Raw genomic sequence first — 23,171 nt, forward strand, 5'->3', positions numbered from 1 at the left:
GGCATGCGCACTATTGCCGGGTCGGCTGCGCATCCGAGCCTGTCTTGCAGTCCTGCTCGCATTTTGCTCGATATCCTGCCCGTAAATCCTGGAGCTAGGCGAACCCTATGTTGTCCATCCGTTTCAATCGTTTGACGCTCGCTGCCGCGACGGTCGCCGTCCTCGCGATGCCCGGTCAGCTGCTGGCGCAAACCCCGGATCATACCGGCGATAGCTCGGCTGCCCAGTTTCCCACCTCCCGCGATCTGAAGTCGCTTACCACCGCCGGCAGTTATCTGGCCGCCCGCCATGCCAGCGTGGAGCGCGATGCCACCTCGGCTGCGGCGTTTTACCGCTCCGCTCTGCGCACCGATCCGAAGAACAACGAACTGCTCGATCGCGCCTTCATCTCCTCGCTCGCTGACGGCGATATCGAAGAGGCCGTCAAGCTCGCCGATCGCATCCTCACCATCGACAAGTCGAACCGCGTTGCCCGTCTCGTCGTAGGCGTGCGCGATCTCAAGCTGAAGAAATACGCTGCCGCGCAGACCAATATCAACCAGTCGGTGCGCGGCCCGATCACCGACCTCGTTGCGACGCTGCTGTCGGCCTGGGCCGGCTACGGCGCCGGTGAGAGCAAGACGGCGATTGCCAATATCGACAAGCTGGCCGGTCCGGAATGGTATCCGATCTTCAAGGATTTGCATGCTGGCCTGATCCTCGATCTTGCCAACAAGCAGAAGGATGCGGGCGCCCGTTTCGAGCGTGCCTACAAGCTCGACGACTCCGCGCTGCGCGTGGTCGACGCCTATGGCCGCTGGACGTCGCGCAACAAGGACGATGCGGCAGCGCTCGGCATCTACGAGACCTTCAACAAGAAGCTCGCCCGTCACCCCCTGGTGCTGGAAGGCATCCGCGAGACCAAGGCCGGCAAGAAGCTGGCGCCGCTGGTCGACAGCCCGCAGGCCGGCGCTGCTGAAGCACTTTATGGCATTGGCGCATCGCTGACCCGCCGCGGCGGTGAAGACCTCGCACTGGTCTATCTGCAGCTCTCGCTTTATCTCAAGCCGGACCACTCGCTGGCGCTGCTGTCGCTCGCCGATCTCTACGAGTCGGTGAAGAAGCCGCAGATGGCCATCAAGGTCTATGAGCGCGTGCCGGCCAATTCGGCGCTGAAGCGCAATGCGCAGATCCAGCAGGCCACCGATCTCGATGCGGCTGATCGCAGCGATGAAGGCATCAAGATTCTCAAGGGTGTTGTCGCCGACGATCCCCGGGATCTCGAAGCCATCATGGCGCTCGGCAATATCGAACGCGGGCGCAAGAAGTTTGCGGACTGCTCCGAAACCTACACCAAGGGCATCGATGTCATCGCCGCCAACCAGGACAAGCCGAACTGGGTGTATTTCTACTTCCGCGGCATCTGCCTTGAGCGTTCGAAGCAGTGGGCCAAGGCTGAAGTCGATATGCGCAAGGCTCTCGAATTGCAGCCCGAACAGCCGCACGTGCTGAACTATCTCGGCTATTCCTGGATCGATCAGGGCATCAATCTCGACGACGCCATGAAGATGATCAAGCGCGCCGTCGATCAGCGTCCGGACGATGGCTACATCGTCGACTCGCTCGGCTGGGCCTATTACCGCATCGGCAATTTCGACGATGCCGTAAAGCAACTTGAGCGCGCCATCGACCTGAAGCCGGAAGATCCGACTATCAACGACCATCTCGGCGATGCCTATTGGCGCGTCGGTCGCAAGCTGGAAGCCAAGTTCCAGTGGCAGCACGCCAAGGATCTGAAGCCGGAAACCGAAGAGATTCCGAAGATCGAAGCCAAGATGGAAAACGGTCTGTCGGACGAGCCATCGTCGTCGGCTGCATCCAACGACAAGAAAAAAGAAGACGGTAAAGGCGGCTGATTCAATGGTTGGGGGCACGACCGGTTCAACGAGCCCGGTTCTCGAAGAAAATGCGCGCGCCAAGGTCAATCTGACCCTGCGCGTCATCGGCCGTCGAGTTGACGGCTATCATGATCTCGAAAGCGTCGTGGCCTTTGCCGATTGCGCCGATAGATTGACGCTGGATGCGGGCGGCGATCTGTCGCTGACCGCGACCGGCCCGCGCGCGCAGGAATGCGGCGACACCGCCGATAATCTCGTGATCAAGGCCGCTCGGCTGCTCGGCGAGCGCGTCGAGGGTCTCACATTCGGGCGCTTTGCACTCGACAAGCACTTGCCGGTTGCCGCCGGCATTGGCGGCGGGTCGGCGGATGCTGCCGCAGCGCTCCGCCTCCTGGTGCGCGCCAACAATCTCGAAATGGACGATCCCCGCGTGCTCGAAGTGGCGCGCCTGACCGGCGCCGATGTGCCGGTTTGCGTGCCGTCGCACGCCTGCGTGATGACGGGCGTGGGCGAAAACCTGCTGCCGCTCAGCATTCCGCGTTTGCCCTGCGTGATGGTCAATCCGCGCGTGCCGGTAGCGACCAAGGATGTGTTCAAGGAGCTCGGCCTGAAGAATGGCGAGCTGCGTGCCGGCGTCAAAGACGTCCTGAAACGGGCTACCTGGCCGAATGAAGGCGGCTCACTCGATGCCTGGATCGACGCGCTCAATGCCGGAAACAATGATCTTGAAGCGCCCGCATTGAAGGTCGAGCCCGTGATTGACACCGTGCTGTCGGCCTTGCGCGGTGCCGAAGGCGTTCGCTTGGCTCGCATGTCGGGTTCGGGCGCGACCTGCTTTGCGCTGTTTGGCAATGACACCGATGCGCGACGCGCGGCCGGTGTCATTCAACTCGCCCACCCGCTGTGGTGGGTGCATGCCGGCGCGCTGAGCTAGCGCGCTTTTTCCCTCGCCCCGCCTGCGGGGAGAGGGTGGCGCGGACGAAGTCCGCGACGGGTGAGTGGAGCCAGCGAGTGAAACACTGGCTCCCCCTCACCCGGATCACTCGCTGCCGCTCGTGCTCCGACCTCTCCCCGCAAGCGGGGCGAGGTTAAGAAAAGCGACTAACTGCCCCATCCAGCGCTATATCCGCCATCCACCGTGTAGATCACGCCGGTCGTATAGCCCGCGCGCTCTGACGCCAGAAACGTCATCATATCGGCGATCTCGCGCGGTTTCGCAGCGCGGCCCAGCGGCAGGCCCTGCTGCAATTCCCGGAAACGATTCTCGTCACCGAATTGCGCCTTGGCGCGGGTTTTCATCAGCGTGATGTGGCGCTCGGTCTCCACCGGGCCCGGGTTGATGCCGACCACGCGGATATTGTCCTTCAGGCTTTTTCCGCCCAGCGCCCGGGTGAACGCCATCAGCGCGGCATTGCCGGCGCTGCCACAGATGTAATTGGCGTCGAACTTCTCGCCGGCGGCGCCGATGTCGTTCACGATCACGCCGTGGCCGCGGGCCTTCATCTGCGCATAGACGAGGCGCGTCAGATTGATGAAGCCGAACACTTTGAGGTCCCAGGCATGGCGCCAGGTCGGTTCGTCGATCTTGTCGAGCGAGCCGCCGGGAATATCGCCGGCATTGTTGACGAGGATGTCGATATCGCCGGCGGCTGCCGCCAGCGACGCCAGATCGTCCGGCTTGCGCAGGTCGACACCATGCACGGCGACGTCGATCTGGTGGCTAGAGCGCAGCCGGTCTGCCAGCGCTTGCATCTGCTCCACATTGCGGGCCGCGAGGCGGAGATCGCAGCCTTCTTCGGCAAACGCTTCCGCGGCCGCCGCGCCGATACCCTTGGATGCGCCCGTGATCAGGACGCGCTTGCCGCGCAAATGAAGATCCATGGAATGCCTCTGGATTGCAGAAGGGATTGTCTGCGACAGAGTTAGGCCCCTGCGGCAAAACCGGTCAACATTGCAGTGCAGCGTTGATCGCAGGCCGGCTTTGGTCCACATCTGCAGGCAGAATTACTGGCGAAGGAAACCCCACGTGAGCGCACAAAAAGAATATCGGATCGCGGTCATCCCCGGCGACGGCATCGGCAAGGAAGTCATGCCGGAAGGCCTGCGTGTCCTTGAAGCGGCAGCGAAAAAGCATCGCGTGAAGGTGCATTTCGATCACTACGACTTCTCGTCCTACGACTATTACGAGAAGCACGGCCAGATGATGCCGGACGACTGGAAGGCGCAGATCGGCAAGCACGATGCGATCTACTTCGGCGCCGTCGGCCTGCCGGCAAAGATTCCGGATCACATTTCGTTGTGGGGCTCGCTGATCAAGTTCCGGCGCGAATTCGACCAATACGTCAATCTGCGCCCGGTGCGCCTGATGCCCGGCGTGCCCTGTCCGCTGGTCGGTCGCAAGCCCGGCGACATCGACTTCTGGGTGGTGCGCGAGAATACTGAAGGTGAATATTCATCCGTCGGCGGTCGCATGTTCCCGGACACCGACCGTGAATTCGTTACCCAGCAGACGGTGATGACCCGCACCGGTGTCGACCGCATCCTGAAGTTCGCGTTCGACCTCGCGCAGTCGCGGCCGAAGAAGCACCTGACCTCGGCGACCAAGTCCAACGGCATCGCGATCACGATGCCCTATTGGGACGAACGCGTGAAGGCGATGGGCACGAACTATCCCGATGTGAAGTGGGACCAGTATCACATCGACATTCTCACCGCGAATTTCGTGATGCATCCGGACTGGTTCGACGTCGTGGTTGCATCCAACTTGTTTGGCGACATCCTGTCCGATTTGGGCCCGGCCTGCACCGGCACCATCGGCATCGCGCCATCCGGCAATATCAACCCGACTGGCGATTTCCCGTCGGTGTTCGAGCCGGTGCATGGCTCGGCGCCGGATATTGCCGGGCAGGGCATTGCGAATCCGATCGGCATGATTTGGTCCGGGGCGATGATGCTGGAACATCTCGGCGAGAAGGCTGCAGCGGATTCGATCGTCAAGGCGATCGAACGCACGCTCGGTGAACGCACGCTGCGCACGCGCGATCTTGGCGGTCAGGCCGATACAGGCGCTTGCGGCAAGGCCGTCGCGGAGATGATCGAATAAGCTCCTGCCACTGATGCGCAAAAAATGCCCGGCTTCATGCCGGGCATTGTCGTTTCGGGGGGCTCGAAGGTTAGGCGGCGATCCGCCGGCAATGTTTCCAGGCTGCGGCAATCAAGTTCACGCTCGCCTCGGGCGTACGGAAAGCCGAATGCGCTGATAATGTCACGTTAGGCAGTGTCGTCAGTACATGGCCGGCCGGCAGCGGCTCGATGTCGAACACGTCGAGGCCGGCATGGCGCAGATGACCAGACCGCAGCGCATCGATCATCGCCGCTTCATCGACCACGGCTCCGCGCGCTGTGTTGACGAGGATGGCGCCCTTCTTCATCTGCGCGATGCGGTCGCGTGTGATCATGCCGCGCGTCTCGTCATTCAGCAGCAGATGGATCGAGACCACGTCGCTGGTCGACAGTACCGTGTCAAGATCGGTGAAGGTCACGCCAGGATAGGACTTCGGCGACCGGTTCCAGGCTAGTACCTTCATGCCCGAGCCGAGCGCAATACGCGCGACTTCCGCAGCGATGCCGCCGAAGCCGATCAGACCAACCGTTTTGCCGGTGAGCTCCATGCCTTCATCGCGCAGCCAGTTGCCGCCCCGCATTTCACGGTCCTGCTGGGCAAGGCCGCGCGCGGCAGCCCACATATGCGCGATGGCGCATTCGGCGACGGCGGTATCGCCATAGCCGCGGATCAGGTGCACCTCGATCCCCAGCGCAGCAAGCTCCTCGATATGCATATAGCTGCGTGCACCGGTGCCGAGAAACACCACATGCTTGAGGCCCGTGCTCTGCTTCGCAACGTCTGTCGGCAGATAGGTGTGATCGACGATCGCGATCTCTGCGCCGTCCAGCACCTCAGGCAGATCGCTCGACTTGATGTCCTCATCCCGATTGATCTTGATTGCGATGTCGCCCGGCTGCGTCAGCCGTTCCAGAATCTTCGCCAGCTCTTCGCTGGCATCGACGAATACACCCCGCATCACTATCCCCTGTCTGTCTTCGTTACTTCGATGCGACGCCGGCAAGCGCCAGCACCGTATGCATCAATACATTGGCGCCGGCGGCGCAATCTTCCTGCGTCGAGCTTTCGAGCTCGTTGTGGCTGATACCATCCTTGCTCGGAATGAACACCATCGCTGTTGGCATGATGTTGTTGAGGTTGCAGGCGTCGTGGCCGGCGCCAGAGGTGATACGGCGATGCGAGTAGCCGAGCGAGGTCGCAGCGGTCTCGACCGCATTGACGAAGTCCTTGTTGAAGTGCGTCGGCGGCTTGTGCCAGACTTTGTCGAAGGCGACGTCGACCTTGCGATGCGCAGCGATCTCCTTGATGGCATCGCGCACGCCTTTCTCGATGGCGTCCAGCTTGCCGGCGTCGGCGCTGCGCAGATCCATGGTGAAGGCGATCTCGCCGGGGATCACATTGCGTGACGGATTTGCGATCACGGCTTCGCCGATGGTGCCGAGCGCGCCGATATTGCTGACCACACGCTCGGTGGCGAGCACGATCTCCGACAATGTCGCCAGCGCATCCTTGCGCAGCGGCATCGGGGTCGAGCCGGCATGGCTCTCGAAGCCGGTGATCTTGCCGTCGAACCACAGCACACCCTGGCCGGAATCGACTACGCCGATGGTCTTGCTTTCGGCCTCCAGGATCGGGCCCTGCTCGATATGCAGTTCGACGAAGCCCGAGAATTTCTGCGTGCCGACCGCAACGTCGCCGCGATAGCCAATCTCGTCGAGCGCTTCGCCGACGGTGACACCTGCAATGTCCTTGCGCGACAGAATGTCGTCGGTGGTGAAGTCGCCGACATAGGCGGCGGAGGCCATCATCGCCGGCGCAAAGCGCGAGCCTTCTTCATTGGTCCAGTTGGCGATGCAGATCGGCATCTCGGTTTCGATGCCGGCATCGTTCAGCGTGCGGACGACTTCGAGCGCGCCGAGCACGCCGAGAATGCCGTCGAACTTGCCACCGGTCGGCTGGGTATCGAGATGCGAGCCGATGCCGATCGGCGCCTTAGACATGTCGCGGCCCTTGCGCTGCGCGAACATCGAACCGAGGGCATCGACATGCACCTCCAGGCCAGCGTCTTCGCAGGCTTTGCGAAACCAGTTGCGGACCAGTTTGTCTTCAGGCCCGAGCGTCAAACGCCGCACACCGCCTTTTGGCGTGCCGCCGAATTTTGCGGTCTCGTTGATGGTGTCCCAGAGCCGCGCGGAATCGATTTTGAGGTTGTCGCCAAGCTTGGTCATGCGGTCTGTCCCGAGAAAGTTTGTGTTGAAGAGCCTGCTTTTCAATGACCCGGCGATGCCGGCTCGTCAACCAATGGGCTGTTCTGCGCCAGTTGCGCAGCAATGCCTGCGACGAGTTCGATCGCGGCCGTGTCGGGTGACGCGAGCCAGCTTGCCGAAAATGTCAGCGGCTGGAGCTGCAGGTTGGTATTGAGCAATTGCAGGCGTCCGTCCGCGAGTTCGTTCTCGATGATGGCTGTCGGGATCAGTGCTATGCCTAAGCCCTCAATCGCCATATGCATCACGGTAGACAGCGACGCGCTGGCGTGCAGCCGGATCGGTGGCAGGTCGGGCCGGTTGAACAGCGAACGCGCGATCTCGTAGGGCCGGGTCTTGCGCGAGAAGGTGATGATGGGAAATTTCGCGAGGTCGTGGATCGAGAGTGGACCGTCGCCGAGCTTGAGCGAAGGGCTGGCGAGAAAGCCGACGGGGTAGTCGCACAGCACACGGTTGCGAATGTTGGATGTCGAAAGCGGCCCGAGCACGAAAGCGAGATCGATCTCCTGTGCCTGCAACCGCGCATTCAGGTTCGGCGTGATATCGACCTCGATTTCGAGCGACAGGTTCGGATACGAGATGTTGACGTGCTTGATCAGCCGCGTCAGCAAAGTGTGGACGATGGTCTCGGCGACGCCGAGCCGCAGCACGCCGCGCATTGCCGAGCGATCGCCAACCGCCGCCATCATCTCTGAGCGCAGGCCGATCAGCTTTTCGGCATAGACCAGCATCTGCCGTCCGGCCGTCGTCGGCGAGGCCATACGGCGGTCACGCTGCAGAAGCCGCACGCCCATCTCTTGTTCCAGTTGCGCGATACGCTGGGAGATTGCCGGCTGGGTCGTGTTGAGCTTCTGGGCCGCGCCGCGGAAGCTGCCGAGATTGACCACCCAGAGAAAAGTCTCCAGCGCCTTGAAGTCCGCCATGGATGCGATCCGGCTATCGATAAGTAGGATTTATGGATGTCGATTAAAAACAACGATTAGACATTATACTAGCCCTGAGTTTCAGTGCGTGTCGAGGCAGAATTAGGCAGGACACTAAGATGGCTATTTCTTCGGCAGCGCAGCAAAGCGACGATCGATCCTCGGATTTGCCCAGCGCGGTTGCTCGCCGCGAATATCGCGCGGGCAAATATGGCAGCACCGCCGGAGTAGCCCCGGGTTATGTCCAGGGCAATCTCGTGATTTTGCCGGAAGCCCAGGCCGCAGCCTTTCATCGCTTCTGCCAGCTCAATCCGAAGCCGTGCCCGATCATCGGCATGTCGGATGTCGGCAATCCAAGCATTCCCGCGCTCGGTCTTGATCTCGATATCCGGACTGACATTCCGCAATATGTCGTCTGGAAGGATGGCGAGGCGATTGATCGCCCTTACGATGTGACGAAGTACTGGCGCGACGATCTCGTTTCTTTCGTCATCGGATGCTCGTATTCGTTCGAAGAAGCCATGATGGCCGACGATCTGCCGATCCGTCATATCGAACAGGATGTGCTGGTGCCGATGTATCGCACCAACATCGCCTGCAAATCCGCAGGCCCGTTCGCCGGGCCGATGGTGGTGTCGATGCGGCCGCTGAAGCCGGCTGATGCGATCCGCGCCGTCCAGATCACCTCGCGTTTTCCCGCAGTGCATGGTGCGCCGGTACATCTCGGCCTGCCGCAGTCGATCGGCATTAAGGATATCAGCAAGCCTGACTACGGCGATGCGGTGCACATCAACGACGATGAAATCCCGGTGTTCTGGGCATGTGGCGTGACGCCGCAAGCCGTCATTGCTGCAGCGCGCGTGCCGTTCGCGATTACGCATGCGCCGGGTGTCATGCTCGTCACAGACCTCAAGAATAAGCATTTGGCTGTTTTATAAGAAGCAGCTTGCCGATCTTTCGGGCTTTACCGTAACCTTGATTAGTTTCATCGATAGCCGCCGGTCACAAAGGACAAAGACATGACGATTTCTCGCCGAAACGTATTGCTTGGAGGCGCCGCTTCCGCCGCGCTGCTGCCTCTGGCCAAGCCTGCGCGCGCGCAGGTCAAGGAAGTCGTGATCGGCGTGATTTATCCGCTGTCCGGCGCCAGCGCGCAGATCGGCGTCGACGCGCAGAAAGCTTTCGAAACTGCTGCCGATATCATCAACAAGGATTACGATTTCGCATTGCCGATGGCGAAGGGCGAAGGCTTCACCGGTCTCGGCGGCGCCAAGGTGCGTCTCGTATTCGCCGACCATCAGGCTGATCCGCAGAAGGGCCGCGCTGAAGCCGAGCGTCTCATCACCCAGGAGAAGGTTTCGGCCATCGTCGGCACCTATCAGAGCGCCGTCGCCGTCACCGTCAGCCAGATTTGCGAGCGCTACCAGATCCCGTTCCTGTCGGCCGACAACTCATCGCCAAGCCTGCATCGCCGCGGCTTGAAATATTACTTCCGCGCCGCCCCGCATGACGAAATGTTCTCGACGGCGATGTTCGATTTCTTCGATGCGCTGAAGAAAAAAGGCCAGAAGATCGAGACGCTGGCGCTGTTCCACGAAGACACTATCTTCGGCACGGACTCGGCGAATGCGCAGCTCAAGCTCGCTGCCGACCGCGGTTACAAAATCGTCGCCGACATCAAGTATCGCGCCAATTCGCCGTCACTCACTGCCGAAGTGCAGCAGCTCAAGGCTGCCAATGCCGACGTGCTGATGCCGTCGAGCTACACCACCGATGGCATCCTGCTCATCAAGACCATGGGCGAACTCGGCTACAAGGCCAAGAACATCGTCGCACAGGACGCCGGCTTCTCCGAGAAGGCGCTGTATGATGCGGTCGGTGACAAGATTCCGGGCGTCATCTCGCGCGGTTCGTTCTCACTCGATCTCGCCGCCAAGCGTCCGATGGTCGGCAAGATCAACGACATGTTCAAGGAGAAGTCCGGTAAGGACTTCAACGACTACTCCTCGCGCCAGTTCATGGGCCTGATCGTGATGGCCGACGCCATCAATCGCGCCAAGTCGACCGATGGTGAGAAGATCCGCGAAGCGCTGGTCGCCACCGACATGCCTGGCGAAAGCACGATCATGCCGTGGGCGAAGGTCAAGTTCGACGAGTTGGGCCAGAACAACAACGCCGACCCGGTGCTGCTGCAGTATAACGGTGGCAAGTTCGTCACCATCTTCCCGCCGCAGGCCGCCGTGGCGGATGCGATCTGGCCGATGCCGTAAGGCGCGTTCTCTAAACGCATGTGGTGGCGTCGTCGGACTCGACGATGTCATCACATACTCCGGTGTCATCCCCTCCTAGCACGCCGAAGGCGTGCGGGGGGCGGGGATCCATATCCTCCGAAGGATTGGTTTGCACCTGGTCTGACCGGCATCGCCCAGTTGTGATGTCGGTGGTTATGGGTCCCCGCTTTCGCGGGGACGACAGACAGAGAGGATTACTTCGTGACCGCCGCGACCATCATCCAGAGCCTTGCCAGCGGATTGCTGATGGGGCTGCTTTACGGCCTGCTCGCGGTCGGCCTCGCGCTGATCTTCGGGTTGATGGACGTCACCAACTTCGCCCATGGCGAATTCCTGATGTTGGCGATGTATCTCACCTTCTTCCTGTTCATGTTCTGGGCGGTCGACCCACTGCTGTCGATCCCGCTGGTGGCCGCCGGCATGTTCGTGTTCGGCGCGGTGATCTATCTCGTGATCATACGCTTCGCGATGCGGGCCAAGGCCAATATCGGCATGGTGCAGATCTTCGCAACCTTCGGCCTCGCCATTCTGATGCGCGGCCTCGCGCAGTTCTTCTTCACCCCGGATTATCGCAGCATCCCGGCTTCGATGCTCGGCGGCAAGACCATCTCGATCTTCGGCGTGTTCCTGCCGGTGCCGCAGCTGGTCGGTGCGCTGATCTCGATCGCCGCCTTCGGCGCACTCTACTTCTTCATGAAGAAGACCGATTTCGGTCGCGCGCTCGAAGCGACCCGTGAGGATGCCGGTGCCGTGGCGCTGGTCGGCATCGATAAGAACAAGGTGTTCGCGCTCGGCTGGGGTCTCGGCTCGGCGCTGATCGGCCTTGCCGGCGGCGTGATGGCGATCTTCTTCTATATCTACCCTGATGTGGGCGCGTCCTTTGCGCTGATCGCTTATGTCACCGTGGCGCTCGGCGGCTTCGGTAGCGTGTTCGGCGCGTTCGCGGGCGGCATCATCGTCGGCCTGGTCGAGGCGACCACCGCGATGATCCTGCCGCCGTCGCTCAAATCGGTCGGCATCTATGCCGTCTATCTTCTCGTCGTCTTTGTCCGGCCGCGCGGCCTGTTCGGATCGATCTGATGGACAGCTTCACCCAACGTCGCCGCCGCGACCTCATCCTTGCCGCCGCGCTTGCGGCCATCGCCGCCTGCGTGCCGTTCTTCGTCAAGGACGTCTATGTCCAGAACATCATGGTGCTGACCCTGATGTATGCGGCGCTGTCGCAGGCCTGGAATATCCTTGGCGGCTATTGCGGCCAGATCTCGCTAGGCCACGCGCTCTATTTCGGCCTCGGCGCCTATACGACGGCGCTGCTGTTCACCAAATTCGGCGTGCTGCCGTGGTTTGGCATGCTCGGCGGTGGCGTCATCTCCGCGCTGATCGCGCTCGCATTGGGCTATCCGACCTTCCGCCTGCGCGGCCACTATTTCGTCATCGCCACCATCGTCATCGCCGAAATTGGCTTCCTGCTGTTCCACAATTGGGACTATGCCGGTGCGGCGCTCGGCATCGACATTCCCGTGCGCGGCGATAGCTGGGCCAAGTTCCAGTTCACGCGCAGCAAGCTGCCGTTCTATTACTTCGCGCTGGTGTTCTGCTGCGTCGCCTGGTTCATCACCTGGTGGCTGGAAGACTCCAAATGGGGCTTCTGGTGGCGCGCGGTGAAGGATAATCCCGATGCGGCCGAAAGCCTCGGCGTCGTGGTGTTCAATTCCAAGATGGGCGCCGCTGCCGTCTCCGCTTTCCTCACCGCGATCGGCGGCGCTTTCTATGCGCAGTTCGTCTCCTATATCGATCCTGAAAGCGTCATGACCTTCCAGTTCTCGCTGCTGATGGCACTGCCGGCGGTGCTGGGCGGTATCGGTACGCTATGGGGACCCGTGCTCGGCGCGGTCATCCTGATCCCGATGACCGAACTGACGCGCTCCTTCATCGGCGGCTCCGGCCGCGGCGTCGATCTCATCCTCTATGGCGCAGTGATCGTCGTGATCTCGCTGGCGCGGCCCGATGGTTTGATCGGCCTGTTCTCGCGACGTCCGGCTTCGAAAGGAGTGCCGCAATGACGACACCTCTTCTCGAAACCCGTGGCGTCTGGCAGCGCTTCGGCGGCCTGATCGCCAATAGTGACGTCTCGATCTCCGTCGGCGCTGGCGAAATCGTCGGCCTGATCGGGCCGAACGGCGCCGGCAAGTCGACACTGTTCAACCTGATCGCCGGCGTGCTGCCGCCGACGCAGGGCACGATCTGGTTCAACGGCGAGAACGTCACGCAGATGCCGGCGGCGGAACGCTGCCAGCGCGGTATCGCGCGCACCTTCCAGGTGGTGAAGAGCTTCGAGACCATGACCGTGATCGACAACGTCATCGTCGGCGCGCTGATCCGCAACGAAAAGATGCGCGATGCGCGGCGCAAGGCACATGAGGTGCTTGAGTTCTGCGGTCTTGCCCCGCGCGCCGACAAGCTTGCTAGGGATCTCATTCCGTCGGAGAAGCGCCGCCTCGAAGTAGCGCGTGCGCTGGCCACCGAACCGAAGCTCCTGATGCTCGACGAATGTCTCACCGGCCTGACGCCGCTCGAGGCGCAGTCGGGCGTGGCCCTGGTCCGCAAGGTCCGCGAGACCGGCGTCACCGTGCTGATGGTCGAACACGTCATGGAAATCGTCATGCCGCTGGTCGACCGCGCCATCGTGCTCAATCTCGGCAAGAAGCTCGTCGAGGGCAAACCCGCGGATGTCGTGCGGCATCCTGAAGTCATCAGTGCATATCTCGGGGATCGCCATGCTGTCGGTGCGTGAGGCCACCACCGCCTATCAGGGGCTGGTCGCCATTTCGGACGTCACCATCGACGTCGCCAAGGGCGAGATCGTCGCCGTCTGCGGCTCCAATGGTGCCGGCAAGTCGACGCTGATCAAGACCATCGCCGGCGCCGAGCGTCCGCGTTCGGGCACTGTCACCTTCGATGGCGAGCAGATCAACGGCGTGCCGCAGCATCTCATCACCGCGCGCGGCATCGCCTATGTGCCGGAGAACCGCCGGCTGTTTCCGCGGTTGTCGGTGGAAGACAACCTCCGCCTCGGCAGCTACATGTATCGCGGCAAGCCCGATCGCGACGAGCCGTTGAAGCTGGTGTTCGACCTGTTCCCGCGCCTTTCCGAACGTCTCGAGCAGCGCGCCGAAACCCTGTCCGGCGGCGAGCAGCAGATGCTGGCCATCAGCCGCGCACTGATGACCCGTCCGCGCCTGTTGATGCTCGACGAGCCGTCGCAGGGCATCATGCCGAAGCTGGTGGACGAGATCTTTCAGGCGGTCATCAAGATCCGCGACGCGGGCATGACTGTGCTGATCGTCGAGCAGCGCATGGCCGAAGTGCTGGAGATCGCCGACCGCGCCTATATCCTGCAGACCGGCCGCGTCCAGATGCAGGGCAAGGCCTCGGAGATTGCGACCAATCCGGATGTGCGCAAGGCGTATCTGGGGCTGTAGGCGGCCGGTCGCCGTTGTGCTAAAGTCTCGCTATGTCCAATGTCGAAGATATTGAGAAGGCCGTCGAAAGCCTGCCCCCGGCAGAGTTGGAGCGGTTTCGAGCGTGGTTCGAGGCGTTCGAGGCAGAGCGGTTCGACCGTCAGATCGAAGCCGATGCCTTGTCTGGTCGGTTGGATCGCTTGGCTGAAGAGGCACTGAAAGCGCACCGCGATGGGCGGACGCGGGAACTATGAAACATCACGCCAGTCCGGCTTTCTGGGCGGCGTATCAAAAATTACCCGACCATGTACGGTTGCTTGCCGACAAAAACTTCGCTCTTTTGAAGAGTGACCCAAGCCACCCGTCGATCCATCTCAAGAAAGTAGGCCGCTATCTCTCCGCGCGGGTGGGGCGGCAGTATCGCGCGCTCGCGGTCGAAGTCGATGATGGATTGGTGTGGTTCTGGATCGGTCCGCACGCGGTCTACAATCGACTTATAAAATAACGCAGTTCAATCGTGCCCGTGTCGGTCATGATCCGGCAGAACCAGCCCGAACGTCGCCACCAGGTCCTTCACTTGCGCGGGCGTTAGGTGCCGCGGGTTGAGCCCGCGCAGCAGCAGATAGAGTTTCGCGGTTTCTTCGAGCTCCTCGATGGCATAGACCGCTGCTTCCAGCGTGTCGCCGGACACTACGGGGCCGTGATTGGCCAGCAGCACCGATGAATATTTGCCGGCGAGGCCCTTAATGGCGTCGGCGACGGCCGGATCGCCCGGTCGATAATATGGCACCAGCGCCGTCGCGCCGCATTTCATCAGGTAATAGGGCGTCATCGGTGGCAGCGCGGCGCGGGGATCGATCTCCGGCAGCATCGACACCGCCACCGAATGGGTCGAATGCAGATGCACCACGGCGCGGGCGGCGCTGCGGGTCTCATACAGTGCCGTATGCAGCGGAACCTCTTTGGTCGGCGGATCGCCAGACGTGAGGCGGCCGTTGCTGTCGAGGCGCGACAGCCGGGCCGGATCGAGTGAGCCCAGTGACGCATTGGTCGGGCTCACGAGCCAGCCGCCATCATCGCAGCGCACACTGATATTGCCTGATGAGCCCGGCGTCAGCCCGCGGTCGAACAGCGAGCGGCCGAGCCGGCAGATCTCTTCACGCAGCTTTGTGTCAGTCACCGGATGTCCTCGGTCTTTTCTTGGCATTTCCTCGTGATGCTTTTTCCCACGCTTTGGCATGATGGCCAAGCCGTGTTACCGAGAGGCAAGGCCGCCTCAAGCTGGCCATCGAGGACCCCTAGGGAATTGCCGCATGTCACCTGCATCTGAAAAACCAAGTTCTGAGAGACCACGCGTCGCCGTTATTGGTCTGGGGTCGATGGGCTATGGTATGGCCCTGTCGCTCAAGAAGGCCGGCTTCACGGTGACTGGCTGCGACGTGTCGGCGGATGCGGTGAAGCGCTTCGTGGCGGACGGAGGGCAGGGCGCGGATACCCCGGCCGGCGCTGCGCAGGGCGCGGATATCGTCATCAGCGTCGTCGTCAATGCCGCGCAGACGGAGACCATCCTGTTCGGGACGGATGGCGTTGCCGAAACGCTGCCGAAAGGTGCGGTATTCGTATCGTCCGCGACGATGGATCCCGATGTCGCCCGCCGTCTCGCTGGGGATCTCGAAGCCACCGGCCGACATTACCTCGATGCCCCGATCTCCGGCGGTGCACAGCGCGCGGCGCAGGGCGAACTCACCATTCTTGCATCCGGCAGCGAGGCTGCCTTTGCCAAGGCGCGGCCGGCGCTCGATGCGATGGCCGCCAAGCTCTACGAACTCGGTGATGCCGCCGGGCAGGGCGCCGCTTTCAAGATGATCAACCAGCTCCTCGCAGGCGTACATATCGCCGCCGCCTCGGAAGCCATCGCGTTTGCCGCCAAGCAGGGTCTTGATATCCGCAAGGTCTACGAGGTGATCACCGCCTCCGCCGGCAACTCCTGGATGTTCGAGAACCGCATGCCGCATGTGCTCGATGGCGATTACACGCCGCGCAGCGCGGTCGATATCTTCGTGAAGGATCTCGGCATCATCCAGGATATGGCGCGCGCGGCGAAATTCCCGGTGCCGGTCTCCGCTGCGGCACTGCAGATGTTCCTGATGACATCGGCCTCCGGCATGGGCCGCGATGACGATGCGTCGGTGGCGCGAATGTATGCCAAGGTCACCGGTACCAAGCTGCCGGGCGAGCCGAATTAAGAACACGAGGACGATCGATGCCCCGCTTCGCCGCCAATCTCAGCATGATGTTCAACGAACACGCGTTCCTCGATCGCTTCGATGCCGCGGCCAAGGCCGGCTTCACGGCGGTGGAATTCCTGTTTCCCTATGAGCATCCGCCGGAGGCGATTGCCGAGCGGCTGGAGCGCAATGGCCTGAAGCAGGTGCTGTTCAATCTGCCGCCGGGCGACTGGAATGCCGGCGAAAAGGGTTTTGCCGCACGTCCCGACAAGTTCGATGAGCTCCGGCAGAGCATTCACACGGCACTGCCTTATACCCTGGCCACCAATGTCCGCCGCCTGCACATGATGGCCGGTCTCGCCGATCGCAAGGATCCGAAGGCCGTCGCAGCCTTCCGCAAATCCGTTGAATGGGCCGCGAATTTTCTCGGCGAACATGGCGTCGACGTGGTGATTGAGCCGATCAACCCGCGCGATGTGCCCGGCTATTTTCTCAACGACTTCATGTTCGCGCGCGACATCATCGCCGACATGAAGATTCCCAATCTCGGGCTGCAGTTCGATATCTATCACTGCCAGATCATGCACGGTGACGTCACCATGCGGCTGCGCGAGATGCTGCCGTGGATCGGGCATATCCAGATCGCCAGCGTGCCGTCGCGCAACGAACCGTCCGGTGAGGAACTGAACTATCCGTTCCTGTTCGATGAACTCGACCGGCTCGGCTACGACAATTATGTCGGCTGCGAATATCGCCCGGCCGGCGATACGGTCGCAGGACTTGGCTGGTTCAAGCCCTATGCCGGAGTGAAAGCATGACGCTGGCGCTGGGCTGCATCGCTGACGACTACACTGGTGCGTCCGACCTGGCCAACACGCTGACCCGGTGCGGTCTGCGCACGGTGCAGACCATCGGCATTCCTGCTGATGATCTGCAGCTGCCGGACGTCGATGCCGTTGTAGTATCGCTGAAGAGTCGCTCGATCGCGGCCAGCAAGGCGGTCGAGAAATCGCGCGCCGCCGAAAAATGGATGCGCAGCCGCGGCGCGGATCATGTGCTGTTCAAGATCTGTTCGACATTCGATTCCACCGACGCCGGCAATATCGGCCCGGTGATGGACGCGTTGCGGCTCGATTCCGGTGACAATATCGTGCTGGTGACACCGGCATTCCCCGAGACCGGCCGCACGGTCTATCAGGGCAATCTGTTCGTTGGCTCCGTGCCGCTGAACGAGAGCCCGCTGAAGGATCACCCGCTCAATCCGATGCACGACTCCAATCTCGTCCGTGTGCTGGCGCGGCAGAGCGCGACAAATATCGGGCTGGTCGATCTCGGAGTTGTCGCCTGCGGTGCCGACGTGGTGCGGACGCATCTCGATGGACTGTCGGAGAATGGCTTTGGCGCGGCGATCATCGACGCCGTATTTGCCAGCGATCTGGAAACCATCGGTGCGGTCGCCCTGGGTCATCGCGTCTCTGTCGGTGCATCCGGCATGGGGCTTGGTCTCGCGCGTGCACTGGTCGCGTCCGGCCGCGTCAAGGCGAATGCGGCGACCTCGATCAAGGATACGCCTGTGGGTGGCGCTGCAGCCTGTCTGGCTGGGAGTTGTTCGCAGGCGACGCTGCAGCAGATCGCGCGTGCCGAACAGGTGATGCCAGTGCTGCATCTCGATCCCGAACAGGTGATTGCCGGCGGCGCGGAAGTCCAGCGCGCGCTCGGCTGGGCGAAGGAGCGGTTGGGCAAGGGCCCGGTCTTGATCGCCAGCAGTTCGACGCCGGATCAGGTGACAGCCCTGCAAAAGCGCCATGGCCGCGATGCCGCCGGGCATGCCATCGAGCAGGCGATGGCCGATCTCGCTGAAGGTCTCGTCCGCGCCGGCGTACAACGGCTCGTCGTGGCTGGCGGCGAAACATCCGGTGCTGTCGTCGATCGGCTGGGCATTCCGGGTTTTCTGGTCGGTGCGGAAATCGCCGCCGGTGTGCCGGTGTTGCGCGCGGTCGGTGCGGCGGAGCGCCAGATGCTGCTGGCGCTGAAGTCCGGCAATTTCGGCGGACCGGCTTTTTTTGAAGATGCGCTTGGCCTGATGATCTGATGGATGTCGCCCAATCCCGGGGCGACAGGCTGCCCGAATAGGCAGGGCGCTGCTTGCGCCGCGCGCATTACAGATAGTTCATCTTGACCGGCTCGTGACACTTCTGGTGTCACGGGCCGCAGCCGCGTCTTTTTAAGCCTAAAACTGTTGTGCGGACGCCACGGCGGCCCGGAAACAATTAACAATACCGCTGAAGTGAATTGCCGTGAGGCTTCGCGCGTTAGCTATTTTGTCGCAGGTCGGGTAAATCTGGTGGCGTGGACAGGCCGGGAAACCGCTCGTTCGCAGCCCTTCATGCAAAGAGGATTGCCCGTTCATTCATGAACCGAGCCGATAGGCTTATGCCGGCCCGGCTCACTAATCGGATGCGGACGATCTCTCTAAACAGGTGAATTCGATCGTGGGCAGGCGGGCTTCCGCAGTGCCCCTCTCGTCAATGTATCGAGGACTACCCGTTCATGATCTCGTTGGTGCGCATCGCCCTGACCCGGCCTTACACCTTTGTGGTGCTGGCCCTGCTGCTGCTGATTGTCGGGCCGCTGGCCGCGCTTCGCACACCCACCGATATTTTCCCTGACATCCGCATCCCGGTCATCGGCGTGGTCTGGCAATATACCGGCCTCCCGCCGGACCAGATGTCCGGCCGTATCACCACGCCGTTCCAGCGCGCACTGACCACCACGGTCAATGACATCGAGCACATCACCGCGAATTCCTATGCCGGCTTCGGCATCATCAAGATCTTCTTCCAGCCCAATGTCGACATCCGCACCGCCAATGCGCAGGTCACCGCGATCTCGCAGACGCTGATCAAGCAGTTGCCACCCGGCGCTACGCCCCCGCTGATCCTGAACTATTCGGCCTCGACGGTGCCGATCATCAACGTCGCACTGTCGGGTGACGGTCTTACCGAACAGAACCTCGCCGATATCGGCATCAACCAGCTCCGCACGCCGTTGGTCACCGTGCCCGGTGCCGCGATTCCGTATCCGTTCGGCGGCAAGCAGCGCCAGATCCAGATCGACCTCAATCCCGGCGCGCTACAGGCGCGCGGTCTCTCCGGCCAGGACGTCGCCAATGCATTGGCGGCGCAGAACCTGATCACCCCAGTCGGCACGCAGAAGATCGGCGAGTTCGAATACACGATCAACCTCAACAACTCGCCGCTGAAGATCGAAGAACTCGGCCGGCTGCCAATCAAGAGCGTCAACGGCGCCATGGTCTATGTGGATGACGTCGCCACCGTGCGCGACGGCAATCCGCCGCAGACCAATATCGTGCATGTGGATGGCAATCGCTCGGTGCTGATGCAGGTGCTGAAGGCCGGTTCGGTTTCGACGCTCGATATCATATCCGGCATCAAGCAGAAGGTGATCGATTATCGCGCCGCGTTGCCGGACGCATTGAAGATCAGCTATATCGGCGACCAATCCGGCTTCGTGCGCGGCGCCATCGAGGGCGTGGCCGTGGAAGGCGTCATCGCGGCCTTGCTGACGTCGGTGATGATCCTGCTGTTCCTTGGCAGCTGGCGTTCCACCGTTATCATCGCGGTGTCGATCCCGCTGGCGGTGCTCGGTGCCATCATCATGCTGTCGATGATCGGCGAAACGCTGAACATCATGACGCTGGGCGGTCTGGCGCTCGCAGTCGGCATTCTCGTCGACGATGCCACGGTGACCATCGAGAACATCAATTACCATCTAGAGCAGGGCAAGGACGTCGAGACCTCGATCATGGATGGTGCGGCGCAGATCGTGACGCCGGCTTTCGTGTCACTGCTGTGTATCTGTATCGTCTTCGTGCCGATGTTCTTCCTCAACGGCATTGCGCGCTTCCTGTTCGTACCGATGGCCGAAGCGGTGATGTTCGCGATGGTCTGGTCGTTCCTGCTGTCGCGCACGCTGGTGCCGACCATGGCCAAGTATCTGCTGCAGCCGCATGTCCATCATGACGGCGAGAAACCGCCGACCCGCAATCCGCTGGTGCGTTTCCAGCGTGGCTTCGAGGCCGGCTTCGAGCGTATCCGTGGCGGCTATCACGGCCTGCTGGATATGGCGCTGGCGCGGCGCCCTGTTTTTGTGATTGGCTTCCTCGGCGTCGTCGGCGTGTCGTTTCTGCTGGTGCCGTTCCTTGGCCGTAACTTCTTCCCGTCGGTCGACGGCGGCGCCATCCTGATGCATGTTCGCGCGCAGGTCGGCACCCGCATCGAGGAAACCGCGAACCAGTTCGCTGATATCACCAAGGCGGTGCGCAAGATCATCCCGCCGGATCAGATCGAGACCATGACCGACAATATCGGCATGCCCGTCTCCGGCATCAATCTCACCTATAACAACACCGGCGTGATCGGCCCCCAGGATGGTGACTTCCAGATCAAGCTGAAGGAAGGCCACAGGCCGACCGAGGAATATGTGCGACAATTGCGCGAGCAACTGCCGCGGCAGTTCCCGGGCGTCAGCTTTGCCTTCCTGCCTGCCGACATCGTCAGCCAGATCCTGAACTTCGGCGCTCCGGCCCCGATCGACCTGCAGATCCGCGGTGCGAATCTCGCGGCGAACTTCGAATATGCCAACAAGCTGCTCGGCAAGATCCGTCGCATTCCCGGCATTGCCGATGCACGGCTCCAGCAGTCGCCGAACAATCCCGGCTTCAACATCGATGTCGACCGCACCCGTGCGCAATATGTCGGCCTGACCGAGCGCGATGTCACCAACAGCCTCGTGGTCAACCTCGCAGGTTCGTCGCAGGTCGCGCCGACCTATTATCTCAGTCCTGATAACGGCGTGTCCTATTCCATCGTGATGCAGACGCCGCAATACAAACTGGATTCGCTGGGTGCGCTGGAGACGCTGCCGATCACGGCCGTGAATGCCAGCAACAACTCCCCGATGCTCGGCGGCATTGCCAGCATCAATCGCTCGACCTCGAATGCCGTGGTGTCGCAATATGACATCCAGTCGATGGTGCAGATCTATGCCACCACGCAGGGGCGCGATCTCGGTTCCGTGTCCAACGACATCTACAAGGTGTTGGAAGAAACCAAGGCGGATGTGCCGAAGGGCAGCAATGTGGCGCTGCTCGGTCAGGTGCAGACCATGAACAGCGCCTTTGCCGGCCTGCTGTTCGGTCTGCTCGGCGCCATCGTTTTGATCTATCTCTTGATCGTCGTGAACTTCCAGTCCTGGTCCGATCCGTTCGTGATCATCACCGCGCTGCCGGCGGCATTGGCCGGCATCGTCTGGATGCTGTTCACGACGCAGACGACGCTGTCGGTTCCGGCACTAACCGGCGCCATCATGTGCATGGGCGTCGCCACGGCCAATTCGGTGCTGGTGATTTCCTTTGCCCGCGAGCGCTACGCGATTCTCGGCGACCCCATCAAGGCCGCGTCCGAAGCCGGTTTCGTCCGGTTCCGCCCGGTGTTGATGACGGCCCTGGCCATGATCATCGGCATGGCGCCGATGGCGCTGGGGCTGGGCGAAGGCGGCGAGCAGAATGCGCCACTTGGCCGCGCTGTCATCGGCGGCCTGATTTTTGCTACCATCGCCACGTTGATGTTCGTGCCGGTGGTGTTCAGCATGGTTCACAAGAAACAGCAGCCCGAAAATCAGCCTGCGGCTGACGTGGCTACCTCGGAGACTTTGCATGCCCACTGAGCAGACCCCCCCGGTGTCACGCCGCAAGCTCGGCCTGGTCGGAGTGATCGGCCTGTGCGCCGCCGGCGCCATCGTCGTCACCGGCATCATGGCCCGCGCCAAGACCGAGAGCGATTTAAAGGCTTGGACCGATGATCAGGCGATCCCGACGGTGGCTGTGGCTCCGCCGGATGCCCGCGTTCTCAACGCGTCGCTCGATCTGCCCGGCCGGCTCGAAGCCTATTACCGCGCGCCGATTTTTGCCCGCGTCTCGGGCTATCTGAAGAGCTGGAGCGCCGATATCGGTGCACAGGTCAAATCCGGCCAGGTGATCGCCGAGATCGAAGCCCCGGACCTCGATCAGCAGTTGCTGCAGGCCCGCGCCGACCTTGTCAGCCAGCAGTCCAGCGCCAAACTGTCGGAAGCGACGCTGAACCGCCGCAAGACGCTGGTGGCGTCGAATTTCGTCTCGGCGCAGGAAATCGACGAACGCACCGCCGATCTGAACAACAAGCGCGCCGCCGTGAATTCCGGTCAGGCCAATGTCGAACGTCTGGAAGCGCTGGCCGGTTACAAGAAGATCACCGCGCCGTTCGATGGCGTTGTCACCCAGCGCAACACCGACGTCGGCGCGCTGATCTCGGGCGGCACCGGCACCGGCGCCGCGATGTTCGTGGTATCTGATATCAAGAAGCTGCGCGTTTATGTCGACGTGCCGCAGAGCTATGTGCCGGCGATCAGGTTAGGCGCCAAAGCGATCATCAGCGTGCCCGATCATCCGAACAAGACATTCCCGGCCACGGTGGAAGCCTCGTCGCAATCGGTCGATGTGGCGTCGGGCACCACGCGTATGCAGCTTGTGCTCGACAATCCCAACGGCGAATTGCTGCCGGGTGGTTATGCCAATGTTAAGATGAGCCTCGCGCGTGATTCCGCGCCGCTGCATGTGCCGGCTTCGGCGCTGATCTTCAACAAGAGCGGTCTACGCGTCGCGACCGTTGGCCCGGACGACAAGATCCTGTTCAAGACCGTGACCATTGCCCGCGATCTCGGCCGCGACATCGAGCTCGCGTCCGGCATCACCGCGGGCGACCGCATCGTTATTGCCCCGCCGGACGGCCTCAACGACGGCGACAAGGTCCGTATCACTGGCGGCAGCGGTGCTCCGAAAAGTGGCAAGCCGACGGCGGAGACGGACAAGAAGGAAGTGAAGGGGTAGGGCGTTCGCTATGCCGGGCCCATATGCCCGGCAAAGTGACCCCTGCGTTTACTATCG

At 61.9% G+C, this 23,171-nt stretch carries 21 protein-coding genes; 16 read left to right on the top strand and 5 right to left on the bottom strand.

From position 1 onward, the window contains the following. Positions 1 to 107 precede the first annotated feature (107 nt). Together AB8B20_RS25250 and AB8B20_RS25255 are read left to right on the top strand one after the other, a co-directional pair. The gene (locus AB8B20_RS25250; protein WP_439073206.1) at positions 108 to 1,895 is read left to right on the top strand and encodes a tetratricopeptide repeat protein; all 1,788 of its coding nucleotides are present in this window, start codon (positions 108 to 110) and stop codon (positions 1,893 to 1,895) included. 4 nt (positions 1,896 to 1,899) lie between these two features. Continuing rightward, the gene (locus AB8B20_RS25255) at positions 1,900 to 2,811 is read left to right on the top strand and encodes a 4-(cytidine 5'-diphospho)-2-C-methyl-D-erythritol kinase (RefSeq protein WP_439073205.1); all 912 of its coding nucleotides are present in this window, start codon (positions 1,900 to 1,902) and stop codon (positions 2,809 to 2,811) included. 167 nt (positions 2,812 to 2,978) lie between these two features. Here AB8B20_RS25255 and AB8B20_RS25260 read toward each other — a convergent pair whose 3' ends face one another. Then, the gene (locus tag AB8B20_RS25260) at positions 2,979 to 3,758 is read right to left on the bottom strand and encodes an SDR family oxidoreductase (protein ID WP_439073204.1); all 780 of its coding nucleotides are present in this window, start codon (positions 3,756 to 3,758) and stop codon (positions 2,979 to 2,981) included. A gap of 145 nt (positions 3,759 to 3,903) precedes the next feature. Between AB8B20_RS25260 and AB8B20_RS25265 the strand changes: the two genes are divergently transcribed. Beyond that, on the top strand, positions 3,904 to 4,980 hold the full coding sequence (locus tag AB8B20_RS25265; RefSeq protein ID WP_439073203.1) for a tartrate dehydrogenase: 1,077 nt from the start codon (positions 3,904 to 3,906) through the stop codon (positions 4,978 to 4,980). Positions 4,981 to 5,050: 70 nt separating this feature from the next. Here the strand turns inward: AB8B20_RS25265 and AB8B20_RS25270 are convergent, their stop codons facing one another. From AB8B20_RS25270 to AB8B20_RS25280, 3 genes are read right to left on the bottom strand one after another with little or no spacing between them, the layout of a single operon-like run. Beyond that, the gene (locus tag AB8B20_RS25270; protein WP_439073202.1) at positions 5,051 to 5,959 is read right to left on the bottom strand and encodes an NAD(P)-dependent oxidoreductase; all 909 of its coding nucleotides are present in this window, start codon (positions 5,957 to 5,959) and stop codon (positions 5,051 to 5,053) included. Positions 5,960 to 5,981: 22 nt separating this feature from the next. Then, positions 5,982 to 7,229 carry a Zn-dependent hydrolase gene (locus AB8B20_RS25275; RefSeq protein WP_439073201.1) on the bottom strand — a complete coding sequence of 416 codons (1,248 nt, stop codon included), beginning with the start codon at positions 7,227 to 7,229 and terminating at the stop codon, positions 5,982 to 5,984. A 41-nt stretch (positions 7,230 to 7,270) separates the two neighbouring features. Further along, a complete protein-coding gene (locus AB8B20_RS25280; RefSeq protein WP_439073200.1) occupies positions 7,271 to 8,188 on the bottom strand; it encodes a LysR family transcriptional regulator in 918 nt (305 codons plus the stop codon). 119 nt (positions 8,189 to 8,307) lie between these two features. Here AB8B20_RS25280 and AB8B20_RS25285 point away from each other — a divergent pair, with 119 nt between their 5' ends. The 8 genes from AB8B20_RS25285 to AB8B20_RS25320 all read left to right on the top strand — a co-directional run bounded on the left by AB8B20_RS25285 (position 8,308) and on the right by AB8B20_RS25320 (position 14,445). Further along, the gene (locus AB8B20_RS25285; protein ID WP_439073199.1) at positions 8,308 to 9,126 is read left to right on the top strand and encodes a putative hydro-lyase; all 819 of its coding nucleotides are present in this window, start codon (positions 8,308 to 8,310) and stop codon (positions 9,124 to 9,126) included. 81 nt (positions 9,127 to 9,207) lie between these two features. Beyond that, positions 9,208 to 10,458, top strand: coding sequence for an ABC transporter substrate-binding protein (locus AB8B20_RS25290; protein WP_068733256.1), 1,251 nt, complete (start codon positions 9,208 to 9,210; stop codon positions 10,456 to 10,458). A 267-nt stretch (positions 10,459 to 10,725) separates the two neighbouring features. Continuing rightward, a complete protein-coding gene (locus AB8B20_RS25295) occupies positions 10,726 to 11,559 on the top strand; it encodes a branched-chain amino acid ABC transporter permease (RefSeq protein ID WP_210269314.1) in 834 nt (277 codons plus the stop codon). Then, the gene (locus tag AB8B20_RS25300) at positions 11,559 to 12,542 is read left to right on the top strand and encodes a branched-chain amino acid ABC transporter permease (protein ID WP_176454485.1); all 984 of its coding nucleotides are present in this window, start codon (positions 11,559 to 11,561) and stop codon (positions 12,540 to 12,542) included. Before AB8B20_RS25295 ends, AB8B20_RS25300 begins: the two co-directional genes overlap by 1 nt. Further along, a complete protein-coding gene (locus AB8B20_RS25305) occupies positions 12,539 to 13,273 on the top strand; it encodes an ABC transporter ATP-binding protein (RefSeq protein WP_068733262.1) in 735 nt (244 codons plus the stop codon). The genes AB8B20_RS25300 and AB8B20_RS25305 overlap by 4 nt, the downstream gene beginning before the upstream one ends. Next, positions 13,257 to 13,961 carry an ABC transporter ATP-binding protein gene (locus tag AB8B20_RS25310; RefSeq protein WP_068733264.1) on the top strand — a complete coding sequence of 235 codons (705 nt, stop codon included), beginning with the start codon at positions 13,257 to 13,259 and terminating at the stop codon, positions 13,959 to 13,961. The genes AB8B20_RS25305 and AB8B20_RS25310 overlap by 17 nt, the downstream gene beginning before the upstream one ends. Positions 13,962 to 13,993: 32 nt before the next feature. Further along, a complete protein-coding gene (locus AB8B20_RS25315; RefSeq protein WP_231078082.1) occupies positions 13,994 to 14,194 on the top strand; it encodes a hypothetical protein in 201 nt (66 codons plus the stop codon). Further along, complete coding sequence (locus AB8B20_RS25320; protein ID WP_439057169.1) at positions 14,191 to 14,445, top strand: ParE family toxin-like protein; 255 nt, start codon at positions 14,191 to 14,193, stop codon at positions 14,443 to 14,445. The genes AB8B20_RS25315 and AB8B20_RS25320 overlap by 4 nt, the downstream gene beginning before the upstream one ends. A gap of 6 nt (positions 14,446 to 14,451) precedes the next feature. Here the strand turns inward: AB8B20_RS25320 and otnC are convergent, their stop codons facing one another. Further along, positions 14,452 to 15,120: a 3-oxo-tetronate 4-phosphate decarboxylase gene (gene otnC, locus AB8B20_RS25325; protein WP_439073198.1), complete on the bottom strand. Its 669-nt coding sequence runs from the start codon at positions 15,118 to 15,120 to the stop codon at positions 14,452 to 14,454. Between the two features lie 133 nt (positions 15,121 to 15,253). Here otnC and ltnD point away from each other — a divergent pair, with 133 nt between their 5' ends. From ltnD to AB8B20_RS25350, 5 genes are all read left to right on the top strand, one after another. After that, positions 15,254 to 16,186, top strand: coding sequence for an L-threonate dehydrogenase (gene ltnD, locus AB8B20_RS25330; RefSeq protein WP_439073197.1), 933 nt, complete (start codon positions 15,254 to 15,256; stop codon positions 16,184 to 16,186). 17 nt (positions 16,187 to 16,203) lie between these two features. After that, positions 16,204 to 16,986 carry a 2-oxo-tetronate isomerase gene (gene otnI, locus AB8B20_RS25335; RefSeq protein WP_439073196.1) on the top strand — a complete coding sequence of 261 codons (783 nt, stop codon included), beginning with the start codon at positions 16,204 to 16,206 and terminating at the stop codon, positions 16,984 to 16,986. Then, on the top strand, positions 16,983 to 18,260 hold the full coding sequence (gene otnK, locus AB8B20_RS25340) for a 3-oxo-tetronate kinase (protein ID WP_439073195.1): 1,278 nt from the start codon (positions 16,983 to 16,985) through the stop codon (positions 18,258 to 18,260). Before otnI ends, otnK begins: the two co-directional genes overlap by 4 nt. A 458-nt stretch (positions 18,261 to 18,718) precedes the next feature. Beyond that, a complete protein-coding gene (locus tag AB8B20_RS25345; RefSeq protein WP_089262355.1) occupies positions 18,719 to 21,916 on the top strand; it encodes an efflux RND transporter permease subunit in 3,198 nt (1,065 codons plus the stop codon). Further along, on the top strand, positions 21,906 to 23,114 hold the full coding sequence (locus AB8B20_RS25350) for an efflux RND transporter periplasmic adaptor subunit (protein ID WP_439073194.1): 1,209 nt from the start codon (positions 21,906 to 21,908) through the stop codon (positions 23,112 to 23,114). Before AB8B20_RS25345 ends, AB8B20_RS25350 begins: the two co-directional genes overlap by 11 nt. Positions 23,115 to 23,171: the final 57 nt, after the last annotated feature.

The organism is Tardiphaga sp. 866_E4_N1_4 (assembly GCF_052076075.1).
In the GTDB taxonomy this organism is placed as follows: Bacteria; Pseudomonadota; Alphaproteobacteria; order Rhizobiales; family Xanthobacteraceae; genus Tardiphaga; species Tardiphaga robiniae.